Genomic DNA, 21,760 nt, shown 5'->3' on the forward strand with positions numbered 1-21,760 from the left:
GCGCTCAGTTCTGATCCAGTCCTGCCGTGCGTGCGGCGTCGGAGCCGTCAGCGCTGCGCCGCACCGGCACCCACGTCCCGTCGATGACGTCCGGCGGGCACTGCACCTGCAGCCGTTCCCGTTCGGTGCGGCGGCGTTTGATCCGCAGCCGCGCATCGCCGGGCAGCGTGACCAGTTCGTTGCAGGTCAGGTAGTACACGTCGTCGACGTCATCGATCTGGTCCGCCTCGACTCGCAGCGAACCCAAGGCGCGCAACGTCATTCGGAGCTCGTGGGTGAACCGCATGGTGGCGTCGTGGGCCAGCTCCCGGGAGCCTCGGCTGTGGGTGGCTGGCCGGTCGTGCGGCGCCACCGGTGGTGTGGGCTGTGCGGCGGCGGCGATCAGCAACATCGTCGGATCGTCGGCGAATGTCCTGCTGGCCAGCTCGGCCTCGCCCGCGCCGCGGTGCCCGATCCGCGCGACGGCGGCATCCACGGCGGCCGCGGTCGTCGGTGACAACGCGCGAATGCTGGCGAGGTTGCCCTCCTCGGCCAGCGCGCACAACGGCGGGTCGGCCCGCAGCGCGGCCGCCAACTCGGCGAGCTCGGCGGCGACCAGGTCGCTGTCGGTGATCATGCCCATCCCGGGCACGCCGCGCCGACCCTGGCCGCGCACCGGCGCCGCGGCGCTGACGCCGGCGTCGATCAGCCACAGCGCGTTGAGGATCCACCCTTGATGAATGCGGTCGCGCAACAGCCGCAGCCGAACCTCCAGTGCCGCCTCCGGCAGCAACGCCAGCTGACCGGCGTCGAGGTGCTCCGCGGTGGCCGCCGCGACGTAGGCGCGGGTGTCGGCCCGCAGGTGGCGGAGCAGGGCCACCGACCGCCCCGCGGCAACCGCTTTGGCCACCGAGCCGAGGGCTCCGACCGTCAGGGCCGGCTCACCGAGCGGCAGTGGATCCCCCACGTGGGGCCTGCCGACCAGGGCGTCGCGGGCGACGGCCTCCTGGTCCCAACCGGGTAGCTGGGAGGCGGCGACCATGTTGACCGATACTCCGACGTACGGGCGATGGCCGAACACCGCGATGGCCCTGCTGCCCCATTCCGCATCGACCGCGCCGCCGAGCGCGAGCGCCTGACCCAACACGCGGCTCGCGGCACGCAGTCCGCTCAGCTGGACGTCCAGCGTTATCGGCGTGAGCGGTCCGGGCAGCGCCTCGTCGAGGGCGGAGCCGCTGAAGACCGGAAACCGGGGATCGATCTGGTCGTCGAATTCGCCCTCGACGCCTTCGGGTGCCGCGCTGTGCGCGTCGTCGGCCGAGCGTCGAGGGTGCGCCAGCACCTCGACCGGCAGCGCCAACCGTCCGCCGTGGTTGATCGCGCCCGCGGTGTCGAGCCGGCGGCCGACCAGCCCGCGTGCGGTGTCGGCGACCGCGTCCAGCGCGTGCCAGCCGAACTCGAACGACCAATCCTCTTGTGCCGCTGCAACATTCATCTCAGGAATTAGCTGCGACCAGCTGCGCAGCCGATGCAGCCGGGAACGCGGGTCGGTGGCTCGCAACATCCGCCAGGCGGTGATCAGATTGACGGTGTCCGGGCTCGCAAGGTCGACGATGCCGGTGCGGTCGGTGTTCAGCGCCAGAACCAGAAAGCGCATCAGGTCGTCGAGATGCAGCACCCGCATGGGCCGAGTCGAGACTTTGGTGCGCAGCAGGGTGGCCACGGTGCGGCACACCATCCAGTCGAGCTGGCGACCGACCGGTGGCGCGATCCGGACGACCACGGTGGGGCCCCAGCTCGAGGCCACCAGGTCCTCGGCCGGTCCATACAGCTCGGGCCGGCCGGCGGCCTGCGACACGAACAGCAGCCGGGAACCGGCGCGGGCGGCCGCATCGGTCACCCGGGCCAGGCCGTCCATGTCCGCGCTGCCGGGGACAAAGGGATCGATGGGAGCCAGGTGGATCACCGCATCGGCGTCGTCGGTCAGCTCGCGCAGCACCGGATCGCGCAGCGGCGCGCAAACCAGGCTGACGTTGCGGTCGAGGCACGGATGAGGGAGCTCAGCAATGCCGCTGACCGTGTGCCCGGCCGCGATCAGCTGCCCGGCGACCAGCCGCCCGAGTGCGCCGGTGGCGTCGGTAACCAGGATGTGCACCTGGGCTCACCTCCCCCAACCCTCAGCACTCAACAATAGGCAAGCGGGCATGGGCTACGCGACCGTTAGTCCGGTAACGGTTCGGTGACCTGACGTGATGTCGCCGCCCGGGGTTACTGCAGCGCCGCGCTGCCGTCCGCGGCGACGGCTACCTTGGCGCCACCGATATCTTCACGCACCGATGCCTGCGCCGCGGCGCGATCGGTGATAACGGCCAGGGCGCGCGACCCGTCGGGCGTGCGCACCGCCAAAAACGCCTTCTCGGGTTGTCCCTCGCGGTCGAACGGCGTCGTCCAGGCTTCGACCGTACCCACGCCTTCCCACTCCCCCACCGCGTCCGTCGTCGGCTCCCGATCGACCGCCGGTTGGGTGTCTTCCCAACGGAATTCGGCCGGCGGCTCGGTGCTGTAGACCCCGAAGCTGTGTTTGGTCAGGTAGCCGCCGTTGGCGGTGATCAGGCCGCGCCGACCGGGATTGGCCACCAGCAATTCCGCCATGGTGGCAATCGAATGCGTGACGTAGTTGCTCCACGGTCCGCCCGCGAACGTCAGCCCACCGGTCACCGTCAGCGGGCGGGCGGGATCGTCGACGCTCAGGCCGAGTTCGGCCGCCGCCACCTGAACCGCCGAGGGAAAGCAGGAGTACAGGTCGACATAATCGATGTCGTCGATGCCCAGGCCGGCGAGCTCCAGCGCGCGCGCCCCGGCGATCCGGATCGCGGTAGACCGGTGCAGCTCGTGGCGCTCGGCGATGGACGGGGTGTCGTGGGCGTCGGTGCCCGCGTGCGGGTAGACCCACCGCTCGGCCGGAACCTTCAGCCGGGACGCCTCGCCGACCGAGGTCAGCACCAGCGCGGCGCCCTGGTCGACCATGTTGTTGGAGTTCATCAGCTTGGTGTAGGGCCAACTGATCATCCGATTCTGCGGGCCCGCCTGGCTGATGTCCTCGGCGCTCGACGGTTTGCGGATCCAGGCGTTCGGGTTGTTCACGGCCACGGCGTTGAACCGCGCCCACAGCGCTCCGATGCGCTTGACGTGGTCGTCGATCGACTCCCCGCCGGCGACACGAAGCGCCTCCTCGAACATCGGGTAGACGTAGGCCGGCCGGTCCAGGGCGATCCTGATCTCGGCCTCACCGGCCATCGGGACGTCGTCACCGCTGATCTCGGCCATCGGGACGGAGTGGTCCTGTTCGGTCCACGTCAGCTTGGCGCCCCTGGCCCGCAGCGCCCGCCTGGTGCGCCAGGTTTCGGCGCCCGCCAGCAGCACCACCTTGGCGTTGCCCCGCTGGATGTCCAGGCAGGCCTGGTTGACCAACGACTGCGGCACATTGCCGCCGACCGGGCTGTACAGGGTGCTGAAGTCGGAGGCGCCGATTCGCTGGCCGAGCAACAGGCCCGGGTCGCGGTACTGCGCCGACAGGATGTTCACGATGCGGATGGAGTCCACGGCCTGGATCACCGCGGCATCGGCGGCCTGCTGCGCCGCGGCCACCATCAGGTCCATCGGCTCGACCGACCGGGCCTCCGGGTCGATCTCGTCGCGATGGTTGACCTGGCCGTAGCCGATCAGCACCGGGGTCCTGGGGTCGACGCTCATGGGACGAATTTAGCGTGGCTACGGATCTGTCCGTGGTAGCGGCCCGCACCCGCGCGGAGGGTCGCGGTTTCGCGCGCTACCCGGTGCCGGCCGGGACGGACAGGACGCCGTCGTCGATCAGCCGCTGGATGTCCCCGGGATTCATGCCCAGCACGTCCCGGCAGATCTCCACCGTGTCCTGGCCGGGCAGCGGCGCCGGCGCCTGCCGGGCCGCCGGTATGTGGCGGTACGGCGCCGGTCCCGTCTCGGCCGGCAGCGAATGGTCGATGAGCGGATGCGTCATCGGGCAGTAGACGTTTCGCGCGACCAGCTGCGGGTCCTCGAGTACGTCAGGCGGACGGTTCATCGGCCCGGCCGGCACCCCGGCCGACTGCAGCAGTTCGGCCGCCCGCAGCGGGGTGCGCGTGCGGGTCCAGCCGGACACCAGGTCCACCAGTTCCCCGCGATGGGCCAGTCGCGCTTCGCCGGTGGCGAAGCGCGGATCGTCAGCCCACCCGGCATGATCGAAAACCCATGCCGCGCGGCGCCATTCATCGTCGGAGCGGATCGAGATGACGCACCATTCGTCGTCACCCGCGCAGGGGTAGACCGCATGCAGGCTGGTGTCCAGGCGGATCTGCGCGACGCCCGCGGCCAGCGCGGCCTCGGTGACGTACAGCGTGTCGAGCTGATTGACCACGACTTCGGCCTGCGAGATGTGCACGTGGGCTCCCCGGCCGGTCCGGTCGCGGTGGATCAGCGCGGCCAGCGCCCCGATCGCCGTGACCCGCCCCACCACATGGTCGGGGAACACCGTTGTCGCGTCGTAGAACCCGTGCCTGCCGGTGTCGGTTTCGCCCGCATCGTCGGACGTCCAGAGCCGGGTCACCCCGGTGGTGGCGCGGACCAGTGGCCCGTAGCCCATCCGCGCGCTCCACGGACCGGTGTCGCCGAAGGCGCTGCTCTCGGCCAGCACAATGCGCGGGTTGATGGCGCGCAACTCGTCGTACGAGAAGCCCAGTGCCGTAAGGGTTCCGGGCTTGAAGTTGGCGAACACCGCGTCGGCCTCGGCCACCAGGCGGCCGAAGATCTTCTTGCCCTCGGCGCTGCGCAGATCCAGGCCCAGCCCCCGGTTGTTGCGGTGCGTCCAGGCGAAGGACTCGCTCATGGCATCGCCGGCCCGGGCCTGCCGCAACCCGTCCGGGTAGTCGACGCTTTCGACTTTGATGACTTCGGCGCCCAGGTCGCCGAACAACCGGCTCAGCTCGCCACCGGCGACGATGATGCCCAGATCGAGGATCCGCAGCCCGGCGAAGGGGTAGTCGCCGAGCCGGCCCGACGATGACGGCACCACCGACGGAGTGCCGCGCCAGTACGGTTCGTCCTGCCCGGTGGCCGGCGCCGGTGTCCGGAAACCCGCGCGACGGCCGTCGACGACGAAATAGCCGGTCGGCACGGTGGTGCGCACGCCGGGGACGAGTTCGGCCTCGGTGATGGCGCTTACCGACTGGAAGTGTTCGGACCCCAGGATCCGTGCGGGCGTCAGCACCGCGGCGATCGGCACCCCGTTCGCCTGGCCGGCGGCCACCAAGTCCTTCATCGTCTGCTCGGCGAACAGCTCCCGAATCAGCGCGCTGATCTGGGGCCAGGCAGCGAACCGCTCGCCGATCGCGTCGTATTTCGGGTCCTGAAACTCCGCCGGCTCCCCCAGCCAGCGCCGCAGCCCGCGCCACTGCCGCGGTGCCATCACGCACAGCCGGACGTAGCCGTCCTGGCATGCATAGATCGGGTACGCGTCCTGGTTTTTCGGCCGGCCCCGCCAGCGCCCGCTGCGACGGACACCGGCGGCGGCCTGCCCGTGTGCGCCGAACGCGGGATCGAGGGCCATCACCACCGCATCAAACCAAGAAAAGTCGATGTAATCGCCTGTGCCGCAACGCAATCGGTTGTAGTACGCCGCGAGCGCGGCCCACGCTGCCTGAACGGCGGCGGTCGCCGACGCGATACCGTCGGGCGGCAACACGGGAGTGCCGGTGGTGGGTCCGGAGCGCGACAGCGCGCCACCCATCGCGTACAACACCGGGTCGGTGGCACGCCAGGACGAGCGTGAACCCGTCGCGCCGAAATCCGTGATCGACAGCACCACCAGGTGCGGGTAGCGGGCCGCCAGCTCCTCGCCCGAGGTGCCGAACATGGCCCCGCGTTCGTCGGCGCCGGTGTCCACGACGATGTCGGCCTCCGCGGCCAGGTCCAGGAATCGCGCGCAGTCCTCGTCATCGAACGGGTCGAGCACGGCGCTGCGCTTGTTGGCGTTGTGCACGGCGAACGGAATGCTGGCCCCGCGCAGCGTGGGCAGCGCATCGCGGCCCAGCCCACCGCCCGGCGGCTCCACCTTGAGGACGTCGGCACCCAGGTCGGCGAACAGCCGGGTCACCGCTTCGGCGCCACCGCTCGACAAGTCGAGGACGCGCACGGCATCGAGCAACCCGTCGGCCATCTGGACACGGTACCTGCCTGGTCAGGCCGCTGCGCGCCGGACGTTGCCTGCGCTCATCGCCCGAGCCGTCGGCCAAAGTGCCGGGTGGGCAAGCTGATTCGGCTCCGCGCCGTCGGCTATCGTCACAGGCCGATCCGCCAGGCCCATCCGTCGTCTCATGGAGGCAGCACTATGACCGCGCACTTGAGCTACGTCGAGGCCATAGTGGTCGGCGCGTTCCAAGGCGTCACCGAACTGTTCCCGGTCTCCAGCCTGGGGCACGCGGTGCTGGTGCCGGCGCTCGTCGGTGGGCGATGGGCCCAGGACCTCAGCGTGTCCGCGCCCAAATCGCCGTACCTCGCGTTCATCGTGGGCCTGCACGTGGCCACCGCCGCCGCCCTGCTGGTGTTCTTCTGGCGCGACTGGGTGCGCATCCTGACCGGGTTCTGCACCTCGCTGCGCCATCGGCGGATCCAGACGCCCGACGAACGGCTGGCCTGGCTGATCGTGGCGGGCACCATCCCGGTGGGCCTGGCCGGGCTGCTGCTGGAACAGCTGTTCCGTACCACGCTCGGCAAGCCCGTCCCCGCGGCGGCCTTCTTGTTGCTCAACGGCATCGCCCTGTACGTCGGCGAGGTGTTGCGCCGGCGCATCGCGCCCGCACCGGCTGAGGCCGGGAAAGCCGGCCAGGAGCCCGAACACGGTGACGAGGCCTCGGATCACCGGCTCGCGCAACTCCCCCTGCCGCGCGGCGTGGTGATCGGTGCGGCGCAAATCCTGGCGCTGCTGCCCGGCGTGAGCCGCTCGGGAATCACCATCGTGGCCGGCCTGTGGCGCGGCTTGTCGCACGAAGACGCGGCCCGGTTCTCCTTCCTCCTTGCGACGCCGATCATCCTGGCCGCGGGCGTCTATAAGATCCCGGAACTATTCGGGCCGCTCGGCGCCGGGATCGGTGGCCAGGTGCTGGCCGGCAGCGTCGCCTCCTTCGTCTGCGCCTATCTCGCGGTGCGCTTCCTGACGCGCTATTTCGAGACCCGCACGCTGACGCCGTTCGCCATCTACTGCGCGCTGGCCGGCGGCGCCAGCCTGGTCTGGTTTGCCCTGAGCTGAGCCGGCGAGCGCCGGTCAGTCTGGGATTGTTGCGCGGGGCGACGTCGGGTGCTGTGCTTAGCCCGATGTCCAATTGACACCCGTCAAGAACCTGGAGGGGCCGAATGGCAGACACGGCTTCGATTGGCCAGCAGGGTAGCGGCCGGCTAAAAGGCAAAGTCATCGTGATCACCGGCGGCGCCCGGGGCATCGGGCTGGCCACCGCCACCGCCCTGCACAACCTGGGCGCCAAGGTGGCCATCGGCGACGTCGACGAGACGCGGGTGAAGGAGTCGGGCGCCGACCTGGGCCTCGACGTCTACGGGAAACTCGACGTCACCGACCCGCACTCGTTCTCCGATTTCCTGGACGAGGTCGAGCGCCAGCTCGGGCCGATCGACGTGCTGATCAACAATGCCGGCATCATGCCCGTCGGCCGGATCGTCGACGAGCCGGACGCGGTCACCCGGCGGATTCTGGACATCAACGTCTACGGCGTGATGCTGGGCAGCAAACTGGCCGCCCAGCGGATGGTGCCCCGGGGCAAAGGGCACGTCATCAACGTCGCCTCGCTGGCCGGCGAGCTCCACATCGTCGGGCTCGCCACCTACTGCGCCAGCAAGCATGCGGTGGTGGCGTTCACCGACTCGGCGCGGCTGGAGTACCGGTCGGCCGGGGTCAAGTTCTCCACGGTGCTGCCGACGTTCGTCAACACCGAGTTGGTCGCCGGGACTCCCGGCATGAAGGGGTTCCGCAACGCCGAACCCACCGAGATCGCCGACGCGATCGTCAACCTGGTGGCCCACCCCAAGCCCCGGGTCCGGATCACCAAGGCGGCGGGCGCAATGGTGGTGTCCCAGAAGTTCTGGCCGCGCCGCCTCGCCGAGGGCCTCAACCGGATGCTCGGCGGCGACCACGTCTTCACCGACGACGTCGACGTCGCGAAGCGCCAGGCGTACGAGGCGCGCGCCCGCGGCGAAGAGTAATCGCCCGTACGAGCATTGTTCGCCGATGGCGCGGACAATCGGCCGAGTGAGCCTAGAAACCCGAACCCCCGCGCCCGCGCAATCTCCGCTCTCCGACGACGAAGTCGCTCTCCTCGACAAGTACTGGCGTGCCGCCAATTACTTGTCGGTGGGGCAGATCTACCTGCTGGACAACCCGCTGCTGCGCGAGCCGTTGTCGAGCGAGCACATCAAACCCCGGTTGCTGGGGCACTGGGGCACCACGCCGGGCCTCAACCTCATCTACGCGCACCTGAACCGCATCATCCGCGACCGCGACGCCGACGTCATCTATGTGACCGGACCGGGTCACGGCGGACCGGGGCTGGTCGCCAACGCCTACCTGGAAGGCACCTACAGCGAGGTGTACACCGGCATCGAGGAGGACACCGAAGGGCTGCGCAAGCTGTTCCGGCAGTTCTCCTTCCCCGGCGGCATCCCCAGCCACGTCGCGGCCCAGACGCCGGGATCCATCCACGAGGGCGGCGAGCTCGGCTATGCGCTGGTGCACGCCTACGGCGCGGCCCTGGACAACCCGTACCTGGTGGTGGCCTGCGTCGTCGGTGACGGCGAGGCCGAAACCGGGCCGCTGGCCGCCAGCTGGCATTCCAACAAGTTCCTCAACCCGGTGACCGACGGCGCGGTGCTGCCGATCCTGGCGCTCAACGGCTACAAGATCGCCAACCCGACGGTGCTGGCCCGGATCCCGCACGAGGAGCTGGAGTCGCTGCTGCGCGGCTACGGCTACCGGCCGATCACGGTCGCCGGTGACGACCCGGCCGACGTGCACCAGCAGTTGGCCGCCGCGCTCGACGACGCGTTCGACGACATCGCGGCCATCCAGGGCGCGGCCCGCGGCGGCGGTCAGGCAGAGCGACCGGTGTGGCCGATGATCGTCCTGCGCACCCCCAAGGGCTGGACCGGGCCCAAGGTGGTGGACGGCAAGAAGGTCGAGGGCACCTGGCGCTCGCATCAGGTGCCGCTGTCCGAGACGCACGACAACCCCGAACACCGCGCCCAGTTGGAGGAATGGCTGCGCAGCTACGGGCCCGAGCAGCTCTTCGACGAAAACGGCAGGCTGCGCGACGAATTGCGGGCGCTGGCGCCCACCGGCGATCGGCGGATGAGCGCCAACCCGCACGCCAACGGCGGGCTGCTGCTGCACGATCTGGACCTGCCGGACTTTCGCGACTACGCCGTGGCGGTGGAGCGGCCGGCGACGGCCACGCATGAGGCCACCCGGGTGCTGGGTGGGTTCCTGCGCGACGTGATCGCCCGCAACCGGGACCGGTTCCGGTTGATGGGGCCCGACGAGACGGCCTCCAACCGGCTCGACGCCGTGTTCGGTGCGACGGACAAGGTGTGGCTTTCGAAGGTTGAGCCCGACGACGAGCATCTCGGGCCCGACGGCCGGGTGATGGAGGTGCTTTCCGAGCACCTCTGCCAGGGCTGGCTGGAGGGTTACCTGCTGACCGGGCGGCACGGGCTGTTCAACTGCTACGAAGCGTTCGTGCACATCGTCGACTCGATGCTCAACCAGCACGCGAAATGGCTTGCCACCAGCCGGGAACTGCCATGGCGCCGGCCGATCGCGTCGCTCAACTACCTGCTCAGCTCGCACGTCTGGCGCCAGGACCACAACGGCGCGTCCCACCAGGACCCGGGCTTCATCGACCTCGTCGCCAACAAGCGACCGGAGCTGACCCGCGTCTACCTGCCGCCGGACGGCAACACGCTGCTCTCGGTGGCCGACCACTGCCTGCGCAGCCGTGACTACATCAACGTCATCGTCGCCGGCAAACAGCCGGCGCTGGCCTACCTGGACATGGACGACGCGATCGCGCATTGCACCCGCGGCCTGGGCATCTGGCCCTGGGCGAGCACGGCCACCGACGAACCCGACGTGGTGTTGGCCTGCGCCGGCGACGTCCCCACGCTGGAAACGCTGGCCGCCGCCGACATCCTGCGCCGCGAACTGCCGGAGCTGCGCGTGCGGGTGATCAACGTCGTGGACCTGATGCGGCTGCAGCCGGATTCCGAGCATCCGCACGGCCTGCCGGACCGCGAGTTCGACGCGCTGTTCACCCGCGACAGGCCGGTGATCTTCGCCTACCACGGCTATCCCTGGCTGATCCACCGGCTCACCTACAGCCGCACCAATCACGCACATATGCACGTGCGCGGCTTCAAGGAGCGCGGCACCACCACGACGCCGTTCGACATGGTGATGCTCAACGACCTGGATCGCTTCCACCTGGTCATGGACGTCATCGACCGGGTTGACGGGTTGGCCAGCCGGGCCGCCATGCTGCGGCAGCGCATGGCCGACGCGCGGCTCGCCGCGCGCACCTACACCCGCGAGCACGGCGAGGACGACCCGGCGATCGCGGGATGGACCTGGGGGTCGAGCGAGGCGTCGGACTGAGAGTCGAGTGACGCGGCCGCGCCGTCGGGCACCGGTAAACTGGTCGGATGTTTGACGCCGCGGGGACAGCCGACATTCGCCCCGCGGTGTCGCAGCTTTCGACGGTGCACCGGTTCCGGATCCACCTCGACATCGCCGTCGTCGTAGCGGTGTTGGTACTGACCAACCTGATCGCGCACTTCACCACCCCGTGGGCAGGCGTCGCCACCGTCCCGGCCGCGGCGGTCGGGCTGGTCATCTTGATGCGCTGGCGCGGGCTGGGCTGGGCGGACCTCGGCCTGGGACGCGAGCACTGGAAGCCCGGGCTGGGTTACGCGGTGGCCGCGGTGGTGGTCGTCGCGTCGGTGATCGCGCTGGGGGTGTTGCTGCCGGCGACCCGGCCGATGTTCATGAACAACCGCTACGCAACGATTTCCGGGGCGATGATCGCCTCGATGGTCGTCATCCCGCTGCAGACCGTCATCCCCGAGGAACTCGCCTTCCGGGGCGTCCTGCACGGTGCGCTCAACCGGGCCTGGGGTTTTCGCGGCGTCGCGCTGGCGGGCTCGCTGTTGTTCGGGCTGTGGCACGTGGCCACGTCGTTTGGGTTGACCAGCAGCAACGTCGGCTTTACCCGGCTATTCGGCGGCGGGGTGGCGGGCATGACGGCCGGGGTGGCCGGGGCGGTCCTGGCGACCGGCGCCGCCGGATTCGTCTTCAGCTGGCTGCGCCGGCGCAGCGGCAGCCTGATCGCGCCGATCGCGTTGCACTGGTCGTTGAACGGGCTCGGCGCGCTGGCCGCCGCGCTGGTGTGGCACCTGTCGACCTGACGCCGATCAGACCAGCAGTACCGCCGCGCCCGCGATGCGGCCCGCGCTCAGATCCTGCAGCGCCCGATCTGCCTGTCCGAGCGGGTATTCCGGCGTCGTCACCGCGATGTGGTGCTCACCCGCGAAATCCAGGAAGGCCCGCGCGTCCGCCCTGGTGTTGGACGTGACCGACCGGACCTGGCGTTCCTGGAACAGGTGGCGCTGGTAGTTCAGGGCGGGGATATCGGACAGATGGATCCCGGCGATCGCCAGGGTGCCGCCGCGGTCCAGCGCTTCCAGCGCGGGCAGCACCAGATCACCCACCGGGGCGAACAAAATCGCGGCATCCAGCGGCACCGGCGGCGGATCGGCCGCGCCTTGCGCCGACGCCGCACCGAGCTTCAACGCCAGCGCCTGCGCCCGGGATCCGCGGGTCATCACGTGTACCTCGGCGCCCTGCGCCAGCGCCACCTGCGCGGTGATGTGCGCGCTGCCGCCGAAGCCGTAGAGTCCCAGGCGCCCACCGGGCGGCAGCTCGGCGCGCTGCAGCGAGCGGTAGCCGATGATTCCCGCGCACAGCAGCGGGGCCAGCTCACTGTCGCTGTAGCCGCTCGGCAGAGGATGGGCGAAAGCGGCGGGGACGGTGGCGAATTCGGCGTAGCCGCCGTCGGCGTCCCAGCCGGTGTAGCGGGAATAGGGACATAGGTTTTCGTCGCCCCGGCGACAATAGGCGCAGACGCCGCAGGTGTGCCGCAGCCAGGCGATGCCCACGCGGTCGCCCAGCCGGAATTCGTCGCCGGCCTCAGAACCGATTTCGATGACCTCGCCGACCACCTCATGGCCGGGAATGACCCCGTCGCGGTGGACGGGCAGATCGCCTTCGGTGACGTGCAGGTCGGTGCGGCAGACACCGCACGCGCGCACCGCCACCAGCAGTTCGGTGGGTCCCGGGCGTGGCACCTGCGCGGTGACCTGCTCCAGCGGGCCCGTGTTGATCGGCCCGGGCCGACGCACACGCCAGGCGCGCATTGCCGTGGTGGTCACCGGTGGAGGCATCAAACCATCATGCCGCTAACCACCACGGCCGCAACGGGTTCAGCCCGATTACGTCCTGCGCACCATGCCGACGACCCAGAGCAGCAGGAGGGCTCCGAGCAGTGCGGTGAAGAAGGTGAAGATCAGGCCACCACCCGCGGTGTTGACGAAGAAGCTCAGGATGAAGCCGCCGATTAACGCGCCGACGACACCGATCACGATGTCCATCAAGATGCCGGCCCCGCTACCGCGGATGATCCGGCTGGCGAGCGCGCCGGCCAAGCCGCCGATGATGATGTAACCGATGATGCCGACGCTGGTAAACGTCGTGGAGCGGGCCAGATATTCGGTAGCAGCAGTGACGTCCATTGGGGTCTCCTTGCAGTCGCTGGCAAAGCCCAGCTATTTGCTGGGCCGTCATTTCGGTATACCCAGTTTGGGTCACGAAATGAGTGCCGAATTGGAGACGGTTGACCAGTCGGTTTACAGGTGCGAGCGGGCCGGTCGAGCGGGGTGGTCAGGCCGACAGGGTCTGCTGCGGTGTCGGGGTGGGTGTCGGGCTGGCCTCTGAGGAGGCCGGCGCGCCACCGGGAACCGGCGCCGGCGCGCCGGGATTGGCGGGTGCGCCAGGAGCCGGGGGTGCTGCAGGAGCGGGTGCGGGTGCGCCGGGAGCCGCGGGTGCTGCAGGAGCGGGCGCGGGTGCGCCAGGAGCCGGCGGCGTTCCCGGCGCCGGCGCCCCAGGAGCCGCGGGCGGCGTCCACGCCTGGATCGACTCGGTAAGCGCCTTGGCGGCGACCTTGTCCACCGGGTCGTTCGAGGTTCCGAGCCATACCACGAACCAGCGCTGGGCCGTCCCGCCGTTTGCCGAACCGATGACGCCCGTCCAGATCTGGCCGTTCGGCTTGGACGCGTCGCTGAACTTGACTTCGTAGTATGACGCGCTGCCGGTGCTTCCGTTGCTCCCGTTGAGCGGGGTGGAGTCCTGATTGATCCGGGTTCCGGGATAGGGCATGAAGAACTCGCCCATGTCCGAGCCCAACCGCACCGCGGCCTTGGCGTTGTTGGCTTCCGCACTGGCGTAGAGCTTTTGGTCCAGGCGTCCCATCACGATGCGCGTGTCGTTGGCGACCGCCGGTGGCTGGTCGGGCATCGGCGGTGGGCCGGTGACCTTGCTCAGCAGCGCCGAGCCGTAGTCCAGGTGCGACGCGTCCGACTCCACCCAGCCGGGGGGCAGGACGTAGCTGAATCCCCCAACCGCGTTGGTGACCCGCCCGGCATTCGGGTCAACCGGCGGTGGCGGCGGCGCATTCGGATCGGCCGGCGGTGGGGGCGCCCCGTTGGGGTTGGCCGGCGGTGGCGGTGCGCCGTTCGGGTTGGCCGGCGGTGGCGGGACGGCGTTCGGATCACCCGGTGCCGGTTGCCCATTCGGCGCCTGGGCGGCGGGCGGCGCGTTGGTCGCCGGCGCCCCGGGCGGGGCCGTGGCCGTGGTCGGCGGGACCGGGGTCGGCACCTCGGGATCGGCGTGGGATGTCGCCGGCGACGCGATGGCGACAGCGCTGGCGCCGGTCACCGTGGTGATCGCCAGCGTCGTCCACAGTCCTTTACGACGGGTCGAGGTCGGATCCACCTGCTCCATGGCGACGAACCTACCGTGTTACCGCTGTGACGCAAGGATGCAGTGCGGACGAATGCGGCGAGGATTTACCGATGTTGCCGATGTGCAACCGTCTCGGGCCCGGCGCCGTCCGGTGAGCGGCTCATCAAGCGGCTCATCGGGCGGCGGGATGCAGCGCCACCTCGCGGGCCTTGACGGAGAACCACACTCGATCCCCCGGCACCAGTTGCAGCTCTGCAGCGGCGTCGACGGTGATCTCCGCGGCGAGGCCCGGGGCGCCATCGGGTTGCTGCGCGCCGCGCACCAACACCGCCGGCCCGCGGACGTCCATCTCGGCCACGGTGACCTCAACGGTGTTGCGGGGGCTGCCGTGCGGGCGGTCGCGGTAGACGGCCACCGCCGTCGGCGGGAACACGGCGATCGCATGCTGCTCCGCCACGAGCGGTTCGCCGCTCTGTGTCGGGGTGGCATACCAGCGGTCGCCGGCATCCGCGCGCAGCGAACCGTCACGGTCCACGGTTCCGTTCACCAGGTTGATGCCCGCGATGCGGGCCGCGAAATGACTGCGGGGCGCGGTGAGAACCTCGGGCACCGGGCCGATTTCGGCGATTTTGCCGGATTCCAGCACCAGGACGCGGTCGGCCAGGGTGAACGCGTCCAGCAGGTCGTGGGTGACCAGGATGGCCGAGCACCCGGTGCGGGTGATGACCCTGCGCAGCACTGCCCGGATCGCGGCGGCCGCGGCGACGTCGAGACCGGCCAGCGGTTCGTCCAGCAGCAACACCTCGGGTTCGGCGGCCAGCGCCCGGGCAATGGCCACCCGCTGGGCCTGCCCCCCGGACAGTTGTCGCGGTTTCCGGTCGGCGAAGCGCTCGGCGTCGACCTCGCGCAGCCAGCGCAGCGCGGTCGCCGTCTGAGCGGCGCGAGCAGGGGCCAACCTCGCGCCCCGGCTGTGCGGGCCGAAAGCGACGTTGGCGGCAACGCTCATGTGCGGGAACAGCAACGCGTCCTGCAGCAGCAGCCCGACCCGGCGGTCGTGCGTCGCCACGTTTATGCCGGCGGCGGTGTCGGTCAAGACCCGGTTCCCCAGCCGCACCGACCCGTCATCTGGACGAAGCAGCCCCGCGATGACGTGTAGGACGGTCGATTTGCCCGCGCCGTTGGGTCCGAGCATTGCGAGCACCTCACCCGCGGACACGGAGAACTCCACGTCCAGATGGCGGTCCGCGACGACCGTGCGCAGCTGCAATTCGCTCATGGTTACCCGGTGTCGGTCCGGGTCAGGCGGCGAGTGCCGAGGCCCAAGACCACCAGGGCCGCCACCACCACAAGCAAGATCGACAGCGCCACAGCGGCATCGGCGTCGGCCACCCGTTGCAGATAGATCTCCAGCGGCAGCGTGCGGGTCACCCCCTGCCGTGATCCGGCGAAGGTCAGCGTCGCGCCGAACTCACCGAGCGAGCGGGCGAAGGCCAGCACCGCCCCCGACGCCACGCCCGGCAACAGCAGCGGCAGGGTGACGCGCCACCAGACGACGCTCGGGCGCGCTCCCAGCGTCGCGGCCACCAGCTCGTAATCGGCCCCGGCGGTACGCGCGGCGCCCTCCAGGGAAATCACCAGGAACGGCAGCGAGACGAAGGTTTGTGCGAGCACGACGGCGGTGGTGCTGAAGGCGATGCTGACACCGGCGGCTTCCAGATATCGGCCGAGCAATCCGAGCCGGCCGAACGCGTACAGCAGCGCGATTCCGCCCACCACGGGCGGCAATACCAGGGGCAGCAGGATCAGCGGCCGGAGCAGTCGGATCACGCGCGCGGTGCTGCGCGCCAGCACCAGCGCCAGCGGTACCCCCAGCGCCACGCACGCCACCGTGCTGGCGGCCGCGGTCTTCAGGCTGAGCAGCAGCGCCGTGCGCGACGACGAGCTGGTGATCAGCGACCAGAAGTGCGGCCAGTCGACCTTGACCGCGATGGCCAGCAGCGGCAGCACAACGAAGACGGCGCCCACCGCTGCGGGAATGTACACCCAGCGGGGCAGATCAGTGCGACGCTCGCGAATACGTCCACCTGCCTAACCACGGTCGGGAGATCCGCACCGCCCTAACCTAGCGCTGCGGCTCGCGAATCAGCTGCAGTCCCGTGCTCGGCGCGGGAGTTTCTGCAGATGTAAGAGGCAGGAGCAGATCTGCTGTGAGATTCTGCAGAGGTGTCCGCTGCTGCGGCAGCTGCTCCTTCAGGAGTGGTGACGTTTTTGATCACCGACGTCGAGGGTTCCACCCGTCGGTGGGAAGCAGACGCGGAGGCGATGCGGGAGGCGCTGGCCAACCACGACGAGGTGTTGCGCACGGCGATCGAGGCGCACGACGGCTTCATGTTCAAGCACACCGGCGACGGCGTGTGTGCGGCATTCGCCTCGCCAAGATGTGCGGTTGATGCGGCCGTCGCCGCGCAGCTACAGCTGGAGTTGCCGGTGCGAATGGGGCTGGCGACCGGCGAAGCCGAACTGCGCGAGGGGGATTACTTCGGTGCGGTCCTCAACCGCGCTGCGCGGGTGATGGCCGCCGGACATGGTGGGCAGATCCTGTTGGCCGACTCCACGGCGTGCCTGCTCAGCGGCGTTGATCTCATCGACTTGGGACCCAGACGGTTGCGGGATCTCCCGAACCCGGTCCAGGTGTTCCAGGTTCAAGCAGAAGGCCTGCGCACGGACTTTCCGGCTCTTCGGGCACTCGATGTGAATCCGGGGAATCTGCGGGCTGCGACGACGAGTTTCATCGGCCGCGACTCCGAGGTCGTCGAGCTGCAAGCCGCGGTGAAGGCGAATCGGTTGGTGACGTTGACGGGGGTAGGCGGGGTCGGCAAGACCCGCCTTGCGCTCGAGTTGGCGGATCGGCTGGTCGACGAATTCCGGGACGGGGTCTGGGTTTTCGAGCTGGCAGCGGTGGCCGATCCCGCAGTGGTGCCCGACGCGGTCGCAGCGGTGCTGGGCATCATCCAGCAGCCGGGGAAAAGCGTCAGCGAGTCGGTGGCCGCCGCATTGGAGAGGCGGGTCCGATTGTTGGTGTTCGACAACTGTGAGCACGTCCTTGACGCCGCAGCCTGTTTGGTAGAGGCGATCCTGGCGAACTCGGCGACCGTCACGATTCTGGCGACCAGCCGCGAAGGACTAAGAGTCGCCGACGAGCAACTGTGGCCGGTGCCCTCGCTGGATGTCCACGCGGGAATCGACTCCAGCGCGGTCTTCCTATTCATTGAACGTGCACAAGCCGTTTCGCCGGACTTCTCGGTGGCCAACGCCGATGAGGCTGCCGCGGTGCTGGAAATCTGTCGTCGCCTCGATGGCATCCCGTTGGCCATCGAGTTGGCGGCCTCGAGGATGGCATCGATGACGGCGATCGAGGTGCGTGATCGCCTCGATCACCGGTTCCGGTTGCTGGTCGGCTCCCGCCGCGGCCTGTCACGCCACCAGACTCTGCGCCACGCGGTGGCGTGGTCTTACGACCACCTCGATGACGCGGAGAAGGCGCTGCTGGAGCGGTGTTCGGTGTTCGCCGGGGGATTCGACCTCGAAAGTGCCTGCGCGGTCATGGATTCCGATGATGACTTCGCCACCCTGGATCTGCTCGATACCCTGGTGCGCAAGTCGCTGCTGGTGGCTGACCGGTCTTCGGGGCGGACCCGGTTTTCGCTGCTGGAGACGATCCGCCAGTTCGCCGAGGAACAACTCGCCGCGCGCGGGGAAGCATCCGAGGTTCGGGCCGCCCACTCGCGTTACTTCGCCGGACGGGAAGCCGACATCATGGCCCTGTGGGACAGCCCCCGCCAGCGCGAGGCCTACGACTGGTTCGCCTTGGAGCTGGCGAATCTGCGCACCGCGTTTCGGTGGGCCGCCGACCAGGACGATCTGGATGCCGCCGCCGCCATCGCCACCTATGTGGGGTGGCTCGGCGTTTGTTGCCAAACCTATGAGCCGGCCGCCTGGGCCGAAGAGCTGATCGAGTCCGCCCGCGCGGTCGGCCACCCCAGGTTGGCGTTCCTATATGTGATTGCGTCGCGGTGCTTCACGGCCGGACGGATCGAGGCGGCTGTCGGCTATTGCGAGGCCGGGCAGATCGTTCTCGGAAGGAGCCGCGAGGGGCTGCCGTACGGCGACGAGGGCGTGCTTGGAGTTGTGTACCTGACGATGGGACAGCCCGAGCGGTTGGCCGAGTTGTGCCGGGCGCAGCTGGCGCGCCGCGGCGACAACCATGTGCACCTGCGGGCGTGGCTGGTTGGCGCCCTGGCACTGGCCGGTTCCAGTACGGAGGCGGTGGCTTCAGCGGACGGCCTCATCGAGGCCGCGGAAGCAACCCGCAACCCGCACTTGCTCGCGTTGGCGCTCGGTGCCTACGGTTTGGCTTTCCGCGACGCGGATCCCCCCGCAGCGCTCAGCGCGGCCGGCCGGGGCCTGCTGATCGCTCAAGACAGCGGCAATCGCACCATCGCGTCAACCCTGGCGAGCACTGTGGCACGACTAGAGGCCGAACACGGCGACCCGGTGGCCGCGCTCGACCACCTCGCTCTGGCGATTCGCAACTACCACAATGCCGGCGACGCCACGACGATCCGCGTCCCACTGGCCATCCTCGCTCCTCTTCTCGACCGGCATGGGCGCTACGAACCTGCGGCCACCATGGTCGGGTTCGCGGTCGGTGCCATGACTGAGCGGGTGTTCCTTGAATTCGGTGCCGCCATCGCCCACCTCCGCGACGCCCTCGGCGGTCAAACCTACGAACAGCTCACCCGCAAGGGTGAGGCGATGACCACCGCCGCGATGGCGACGTACGCCTGCGACCAAATCGCCCAGCTCCGAACAGAACTCGAACACCGCAGCTGACCCCCCCGGGGGGTGGAGTTAGCTGAGCGTGAGCTTTGGCGCAGCGTCAACCACCCGTCGGCCGGTGCATGGGCGGCGGTCAGGGTTTCGCGAAGCCGGCCTGGGCCAGGATCTGTTGTCCGCTGGGCGAGGTCACCAGGTCGACGAACTTCTGCGCCTGGCTGGCGAGCGGCGCCTTCTTCAGCAGCGCGATGGGATAGACGTTCACCGCGCCGGCGGCCTCCGGGAAATTCACGATCGCGACCTTGTTGCCCGCGGACTTGCCGTCGGTGACATAGACCAGAGCGGCGTCGGCCTGGCCACTGGTGACCTTGTTGAGGGCGTCGGTCACGCTGGGTTCCTCACTGACCGGGTTGAGGTGCACCCCGGTGCTGTCTTCGACGCGATGGGTCGCCGCCCCGCACGGCACCGGTTGTTGGCAGATCACCACGCCGAGGCCGGGCTTGCTCAGATCGGCGAAGGATCCGATCCCTTTCGGGTTGCCCGGCGCGGTGACTATGACCAAGGTGTTGGACGCGAAGTTGGTCGGGTTGCCGGATAGCAGGCCGGCCTTGCTGACCGTGTCCATCTGGGCGGTGTCGGCCGAGGCGAAGACGTCGGCCGTCGCGCCCTGGGTCAACTGGGTCGCCAGGTCCGAGGAACCGGCGAAGTCGAATTCGACGCCGAGTCCCGGGTTTTGGTTCGTGAACTGCTGGCCGATCTTGGTGAACGCGGGCTTGAGCGAGGCCGCCGCGAACACCATGACCTTGCCGGACGCCGCCGACGGCTGCGCAGCGGGTGGCTTCGAACCGCACCCGGTCAGGACCGCCATCAGCACCGTCGACAGCACCGCGGCCAGCATCCCGATCCGACGCATGGATGCACCCTAGCCCGCCGATGATGCGGTCGGCTCCGCGGTCGAATCGCCGCAAGAAAGTGGCGGCCGAATAGTTATGCAAATGATCCGCGCGTCGCGCCGGCGAAAGTTTCGCCGACTAGCTACCGTCCAGTAACATACGTGGGGATCGATGCCATAACGCGCGTGAACACCAGGAGGTCATGGCAGTGGAGGTGCTGGTTACCGGCGGAGACACGGAGCTGGGGCGCACGGTAGCCGAGAGCTTCCGCAACGACGGCCACAAAGTGACCCTCGTGGGCGCACGCAAGAGCGATCTGGAGATCGCCGCCAAGGAGCTAGAGGTCGAGGCGATCGCCTGTGACACCACCGACCCGGCCAGCCTCGAAGAGGCCCGTCCGCTGTTCCCGCATCACCTGGACACCATCGTGAACGTGCCGGCACCCACCTGGGACGCCGGCGACCCGCGTACCTATTCGTTCGCCGATACGGCCAACGCCTGGCGCAATGCCCTCGACGCGACGGTGCTTTCGGCGGTGTTGACCGTGCAGGCCGTGGGTGATCACCTGCGCTCGGGTGGCTCCATCATCAGTGTGGTGCCCGAGAACCCGCCGGCGGGCAGCGCCGACGCCGCCATCAAGGCGACCCTGTCGAATTGGACCGCGGGGCAGGCAAGCATTTTCGGCACCCGCGGGATCACCGTCAACGTCGTCGCGGGTGGACGCAGCGCCGAGGCCGGCTATGAGGGACTGTCCCGCACGCCGGCGCCGGTGGCCGCCGAGGCCGCCCGGTTGGCGTTGTTCTTGACCTCGTCGGCGGCTCGCCACATCACCGGGCAGACGTTGCACGTGAGCCACGGCGCGCTGGCCCGTTTCGCCTGAGGCGTAACGCGGGCCCTTCTGCGGGGCGTGGCCGGTCGCTACGGTAATTCTCGTGGCTATTCGACTTGGTCTGCAGATTCCCAACTTCTCCTACGGCACCGGGGTTGAGCAACTCTTCCCCACCGTCATCGCGCAAGCCCGCGAAGCCGAATCCGCTGGATTCGACTCGGTTTTCGTGATGGACCATCTTTACCAACTGCCCGTGCTGGGAACTCCCGATCAGCCGATGCTGGAGGCCTATACCGCCCTGGGGGCGCTGGCCACCGCCACCGAACGGGTGCAGTTGGGCACGCTGGTGACCGGCAATACGTATCGCAACCCAGCCCTGCTGGCCAAGATCATCACCACGCTGGACGTGGTGAGCCAGGGCCGGGCGATCCTGGGCATCGGAACCGGCTGGTTCCAGCTCGAACACGATCAGTTGGGCTTCGAATTCGGCACCTTCACCGATAGGTTCAACCGGCTCGACGAAGCCCTGCAGATCATCCTGCCGATGATCAAGGGCGAGCGGGCCGCCTTCTCCGGCAAGTGGTATCACGCCAGCGAGGCGTTCGCCAATCCCCGCTTCCGGGAACACATTCCGCTGATGATCGGCGGCAGCGGCGAGAAGAAGACGATCCCGCTCGCCGCGCGGCATTTCGACCACCTCAACGTGATCGCCGGTTTCGACGAGCTGGCGCGCAAGCTGGACGCCGTGCGTCGATCCTGCGAGGAGGTGGACCGCGACCCCGCCACCCTGGAAACCAGCACGCTGATCACGGTGCTGATCGACGACAACGCGAACCTCGACCAGATCCCCGCCGAGATGACGCAGCGCATGGTGGCCGGCACGCCGGACTCCGTCGCCGATCAGATCAAGACCAAGGTGATCGACGCGGGCATTGACAGCGTGATCATCAACATGCCCTTCTACACACCCGGCGTCATCCAGGCGGCGGGCGAAGCGCTGCGTCCGCTCGTGGGCCTGTAGGCCGCTCAACGAACAACTGCACCGGTCGAACGAACATGATGAGTATCACGTTCGAC

At 69.1% G+C, this 21,760-nt stretch carries 16 protein-coding genes; 7 read left to right on the forward strand and 9 right to left on the reverse strand.

The window, feature by feature from the left end; all coding sequences use genetic code 11:
• Positions 1-4: 4 nt before the first annotated feature.
• The 3 genes from ACIUM1_RS01695 to ACIUM1_RS01705 all read right to left on the reverse strand — a co-directional run bounded on the left by ACIUM1_RS01695 (position 5) and on the right by ACIUM1_RS01705 (position 6,208).
• Positions 5-2,134, reverse strand: coding sequence for a hypothetical protein (locus ACIUM1_RS01695; protein WP_406815581.1), 2,130 nt, complete (start codon positions 2,132-2,134; stop codon positions 5-7).
• 113 nt (positions 2,135-2,247) lie between these two features.
• Positions 2,248-3,732 carry an acetyl-CoA acetyltransferase gene (locus tag ACIUM1_RS01700; RefSeq protein WP_406815582.1) on the reverse strand — a complete coding sequence of 495 codons (1,485 nt, stop codon included), beginning with the start codon at positions 3,730-3,732 and terminating at the stop codon, positions 2,248-2,250.
• 76 nt (positions 3,733-3,808) lie between these two features.
• Entirely contained in the window at positions 3,809-6,208 is a 2,400-nt protein-coding gene (locus tag ACIUM1_RS01705) for a CoA transferase (RefSeq protein WP_406815583.1), read from the reverse strand.
• 171 nt (positions 6,209-6,379) lie between these two features.
• Between ACIUM1_RS01705 and ACIUM1_RS01710 the strand changes: the two genes are divergently transcribed.
• The 4 genes from ACIUM1_RS01710 to ACIUM1_RS01725 all read left to right on the forward strand — a co-directional run bounded on the left by ACIUM1_RS01710 (position 6,380) and on the right by ACIUM1_RS01725 (position 11,514).
• Positions 6,380-7,297 (forward strand): undecaprenyl-diphosphate phosphatase, encoded by a 918-nt coding sequence (locus tag ACIUM1_RS01710; RefSeq protein WP_406815584.1) that lies wholly within the window; start codon positions 6,380-6,382, stop codon positions 7,295-7,297.
• 104 nt (positions 7,298-7,401) lie between these two features.
• Positions 7,402-8,262 (forward strand): SDR family oxidoreductase, encoded by an 861-nt coding sequence (locus tag ACIUM1_RS01715; RefSeq protein WP_406815585.1) that lies wholly within the window; start codon positions 7,402-7,404, stop codon positions 8,260-8,262.
• 46 nt (positions 8,263-8,308) lie between these two features.
• Positions 8,309-10,705, forward strand: coding sequence for a phosphoketolase (locus ACIUM1_RS01720; RefSeq protein ID WP_406815586.1), 2,397 nt, complete (start codon positions 8,309-8,311; stop codon positions 10,703-10,705).
• A gap of 47 nt (positions 10,706-10,752) precedes the next feature.
• On the forward strand, positions 10,753-11,514 hold the full coding sequence (locus tag ACIUM1_RS01725) for a lysostaphin resistance A-like protein (RefSeq protein WP_406815587.1): 762 nt from the start codon (positions 10,753-10,755) through the stop codon (positions 11,512-11,514).
• 6 nt (positions 11,515-11,520) lie between these two features.
• Here the strand turns inward: ACIUM1_RS01725 and ACIUM1_RS01730 are convergent, their stop codons facing one another.
• From ACIUM1_RS01730 to ACIUM1_RS01750, 5 genes are all read right to left on the reverse strand, one after another.
• The gene (locus ACIUM1_RS01730; RefSeq protein ID WP_406815588.1) at positions 11,521-12,549 is read right to left on the reverse strand and encodes a zinc-binding alcohol dehydrogenase family protein; all 1,029 of its coding nucleotides are present in this window, start codon (positions 12,547-12,549) and stop codon (positions 11,521-11,523) included.
• Between the two features lie 48 nt (positions 12,550-12,597).
• Positions 12,598-12,897, reverse strand: coding sequence for a GlsB/YeaQ/YmgE family stress response membrane protein (locus ACIUM1_RS01735; RefSeq protein ID WP_406815589.1), 300 nt, complete (start codon positions 12,895-12,897; stop codon positions 12,598-12,600).
• A gap of 148 nt (positions 12,898-13,045) precedes the next feature.
• Positions 13,046-14,164 (reverse strand): alanine and proline-rich secreted protein Apa, encoded by a 1,119-nt coding sequence (locus tag ACIUM1_RS01740; RefSeq protein ID WP_406815590.1) that lies wholly within the window; start codon positions 14,162-14,164, stop codon positions 13,046-13,048.
• Between the two features lie 133 nt (positions 14,165-14,297).
• On the reverse strand, positions 14,298-15,401 hold the full coding sequence (locus tag ACIUM1_RS01745) for a sulfate/molybdate ABC transporter ATP-binding protein (protein WP_406815591.1): 1,104 nt from the start codon (positions 15,399-15,401) through the stop codon (positions 14,298-14,300).
• Positions 15,402-15,403: 2 nt separating this feature from the next.
• Complete coding sequence (locus tag ACIUM1_RS01750) at positions 15,404-16,201, reverse strand: ABC transporter permease (RefSeq protein WP_406817900.1); 798 nt, start codon at positions 16,199-16,201, stop codon at positions 15,404-15,406.
• A gap of 183 nt (positions 16,202-16,384) precedes the next feature.
• On the opposite strand from ACIUM1_RS01750, the gene ACIUM1_RS01755 reads away from it, so the two are divergent.
• The gene (locus tag ACIUM1_RS01755; protein WP_406815592.1) at positions 16,385-19,018 is read left to right on the forward strand and encodes an ATP-binding protein; all 2,634 of its coding nucleotides are present in this window, start codon (positions 16,385-16,387) and stop codon (positions 19,016-19,018) included.
• Positions 19,019-19,097: 79 nt separating this feature from the next.
• Here ACIUM1_RS01755 and modA read toward each other — a convergent pair whose 3' ends face one another.
• Entirely contained in the window at positions 19,098-19,874 is a 777-nt protein-coding gene (modA, locus tag ACIUM1_RS01760; RefSeq protein WP_406815593.1) for a molybdate ABC transporter substrate-binding protein, read from the reverse strand.
• A gap of 182 nt (positions 19,875-20,056) precedes the next feature.
• Here modA and ACIUM1_RS01765 point away from each other — a divergent pair, with 182 nt between their 5' ends.
• Together ACIUM1_RS01765 and ACIUM1_RS01770 are read left to right on the forward strand one after the other, a co-directional pair.
• Positions 20,057-20,734 carry an SDR family oxidoreductase gene (locus ACIUM1_RS01765; protein ID WP_406815594.1) on the forward strand — a complete coding sequence of 226 codons (678 nt, stop codon included), beginning with the start codon at positions 20,057-20,059 and terminating at the stop codon, positions 20,732-20,734.
• 52 nt (positions 20,735-20,786) lie between these two features.
• Positions 20,787-21,704, forward strand: a complete 918-nt coding sequence (locus ACIUM1_RS01770) for an LLM class F420-dependent oxidoreductase (RefSeq protein WP_406815595.1) — start codon at positions 20,787-20,789, stop codon at positions 21,702-21,704.
• Positions 21,705-21,760: the final 56 nt, after the last annotated feature.

The sequence above is a fragment of the Mycobacterium sp. M23085 genome (genome assembly GCF_045343915.1).
Taxonomy (GTDB): domain Bacteria; phylum Actinomycetota; class Actinomycetes; order Mycobacteriales; family Mycobacteriaceae; genus Mycobacterium.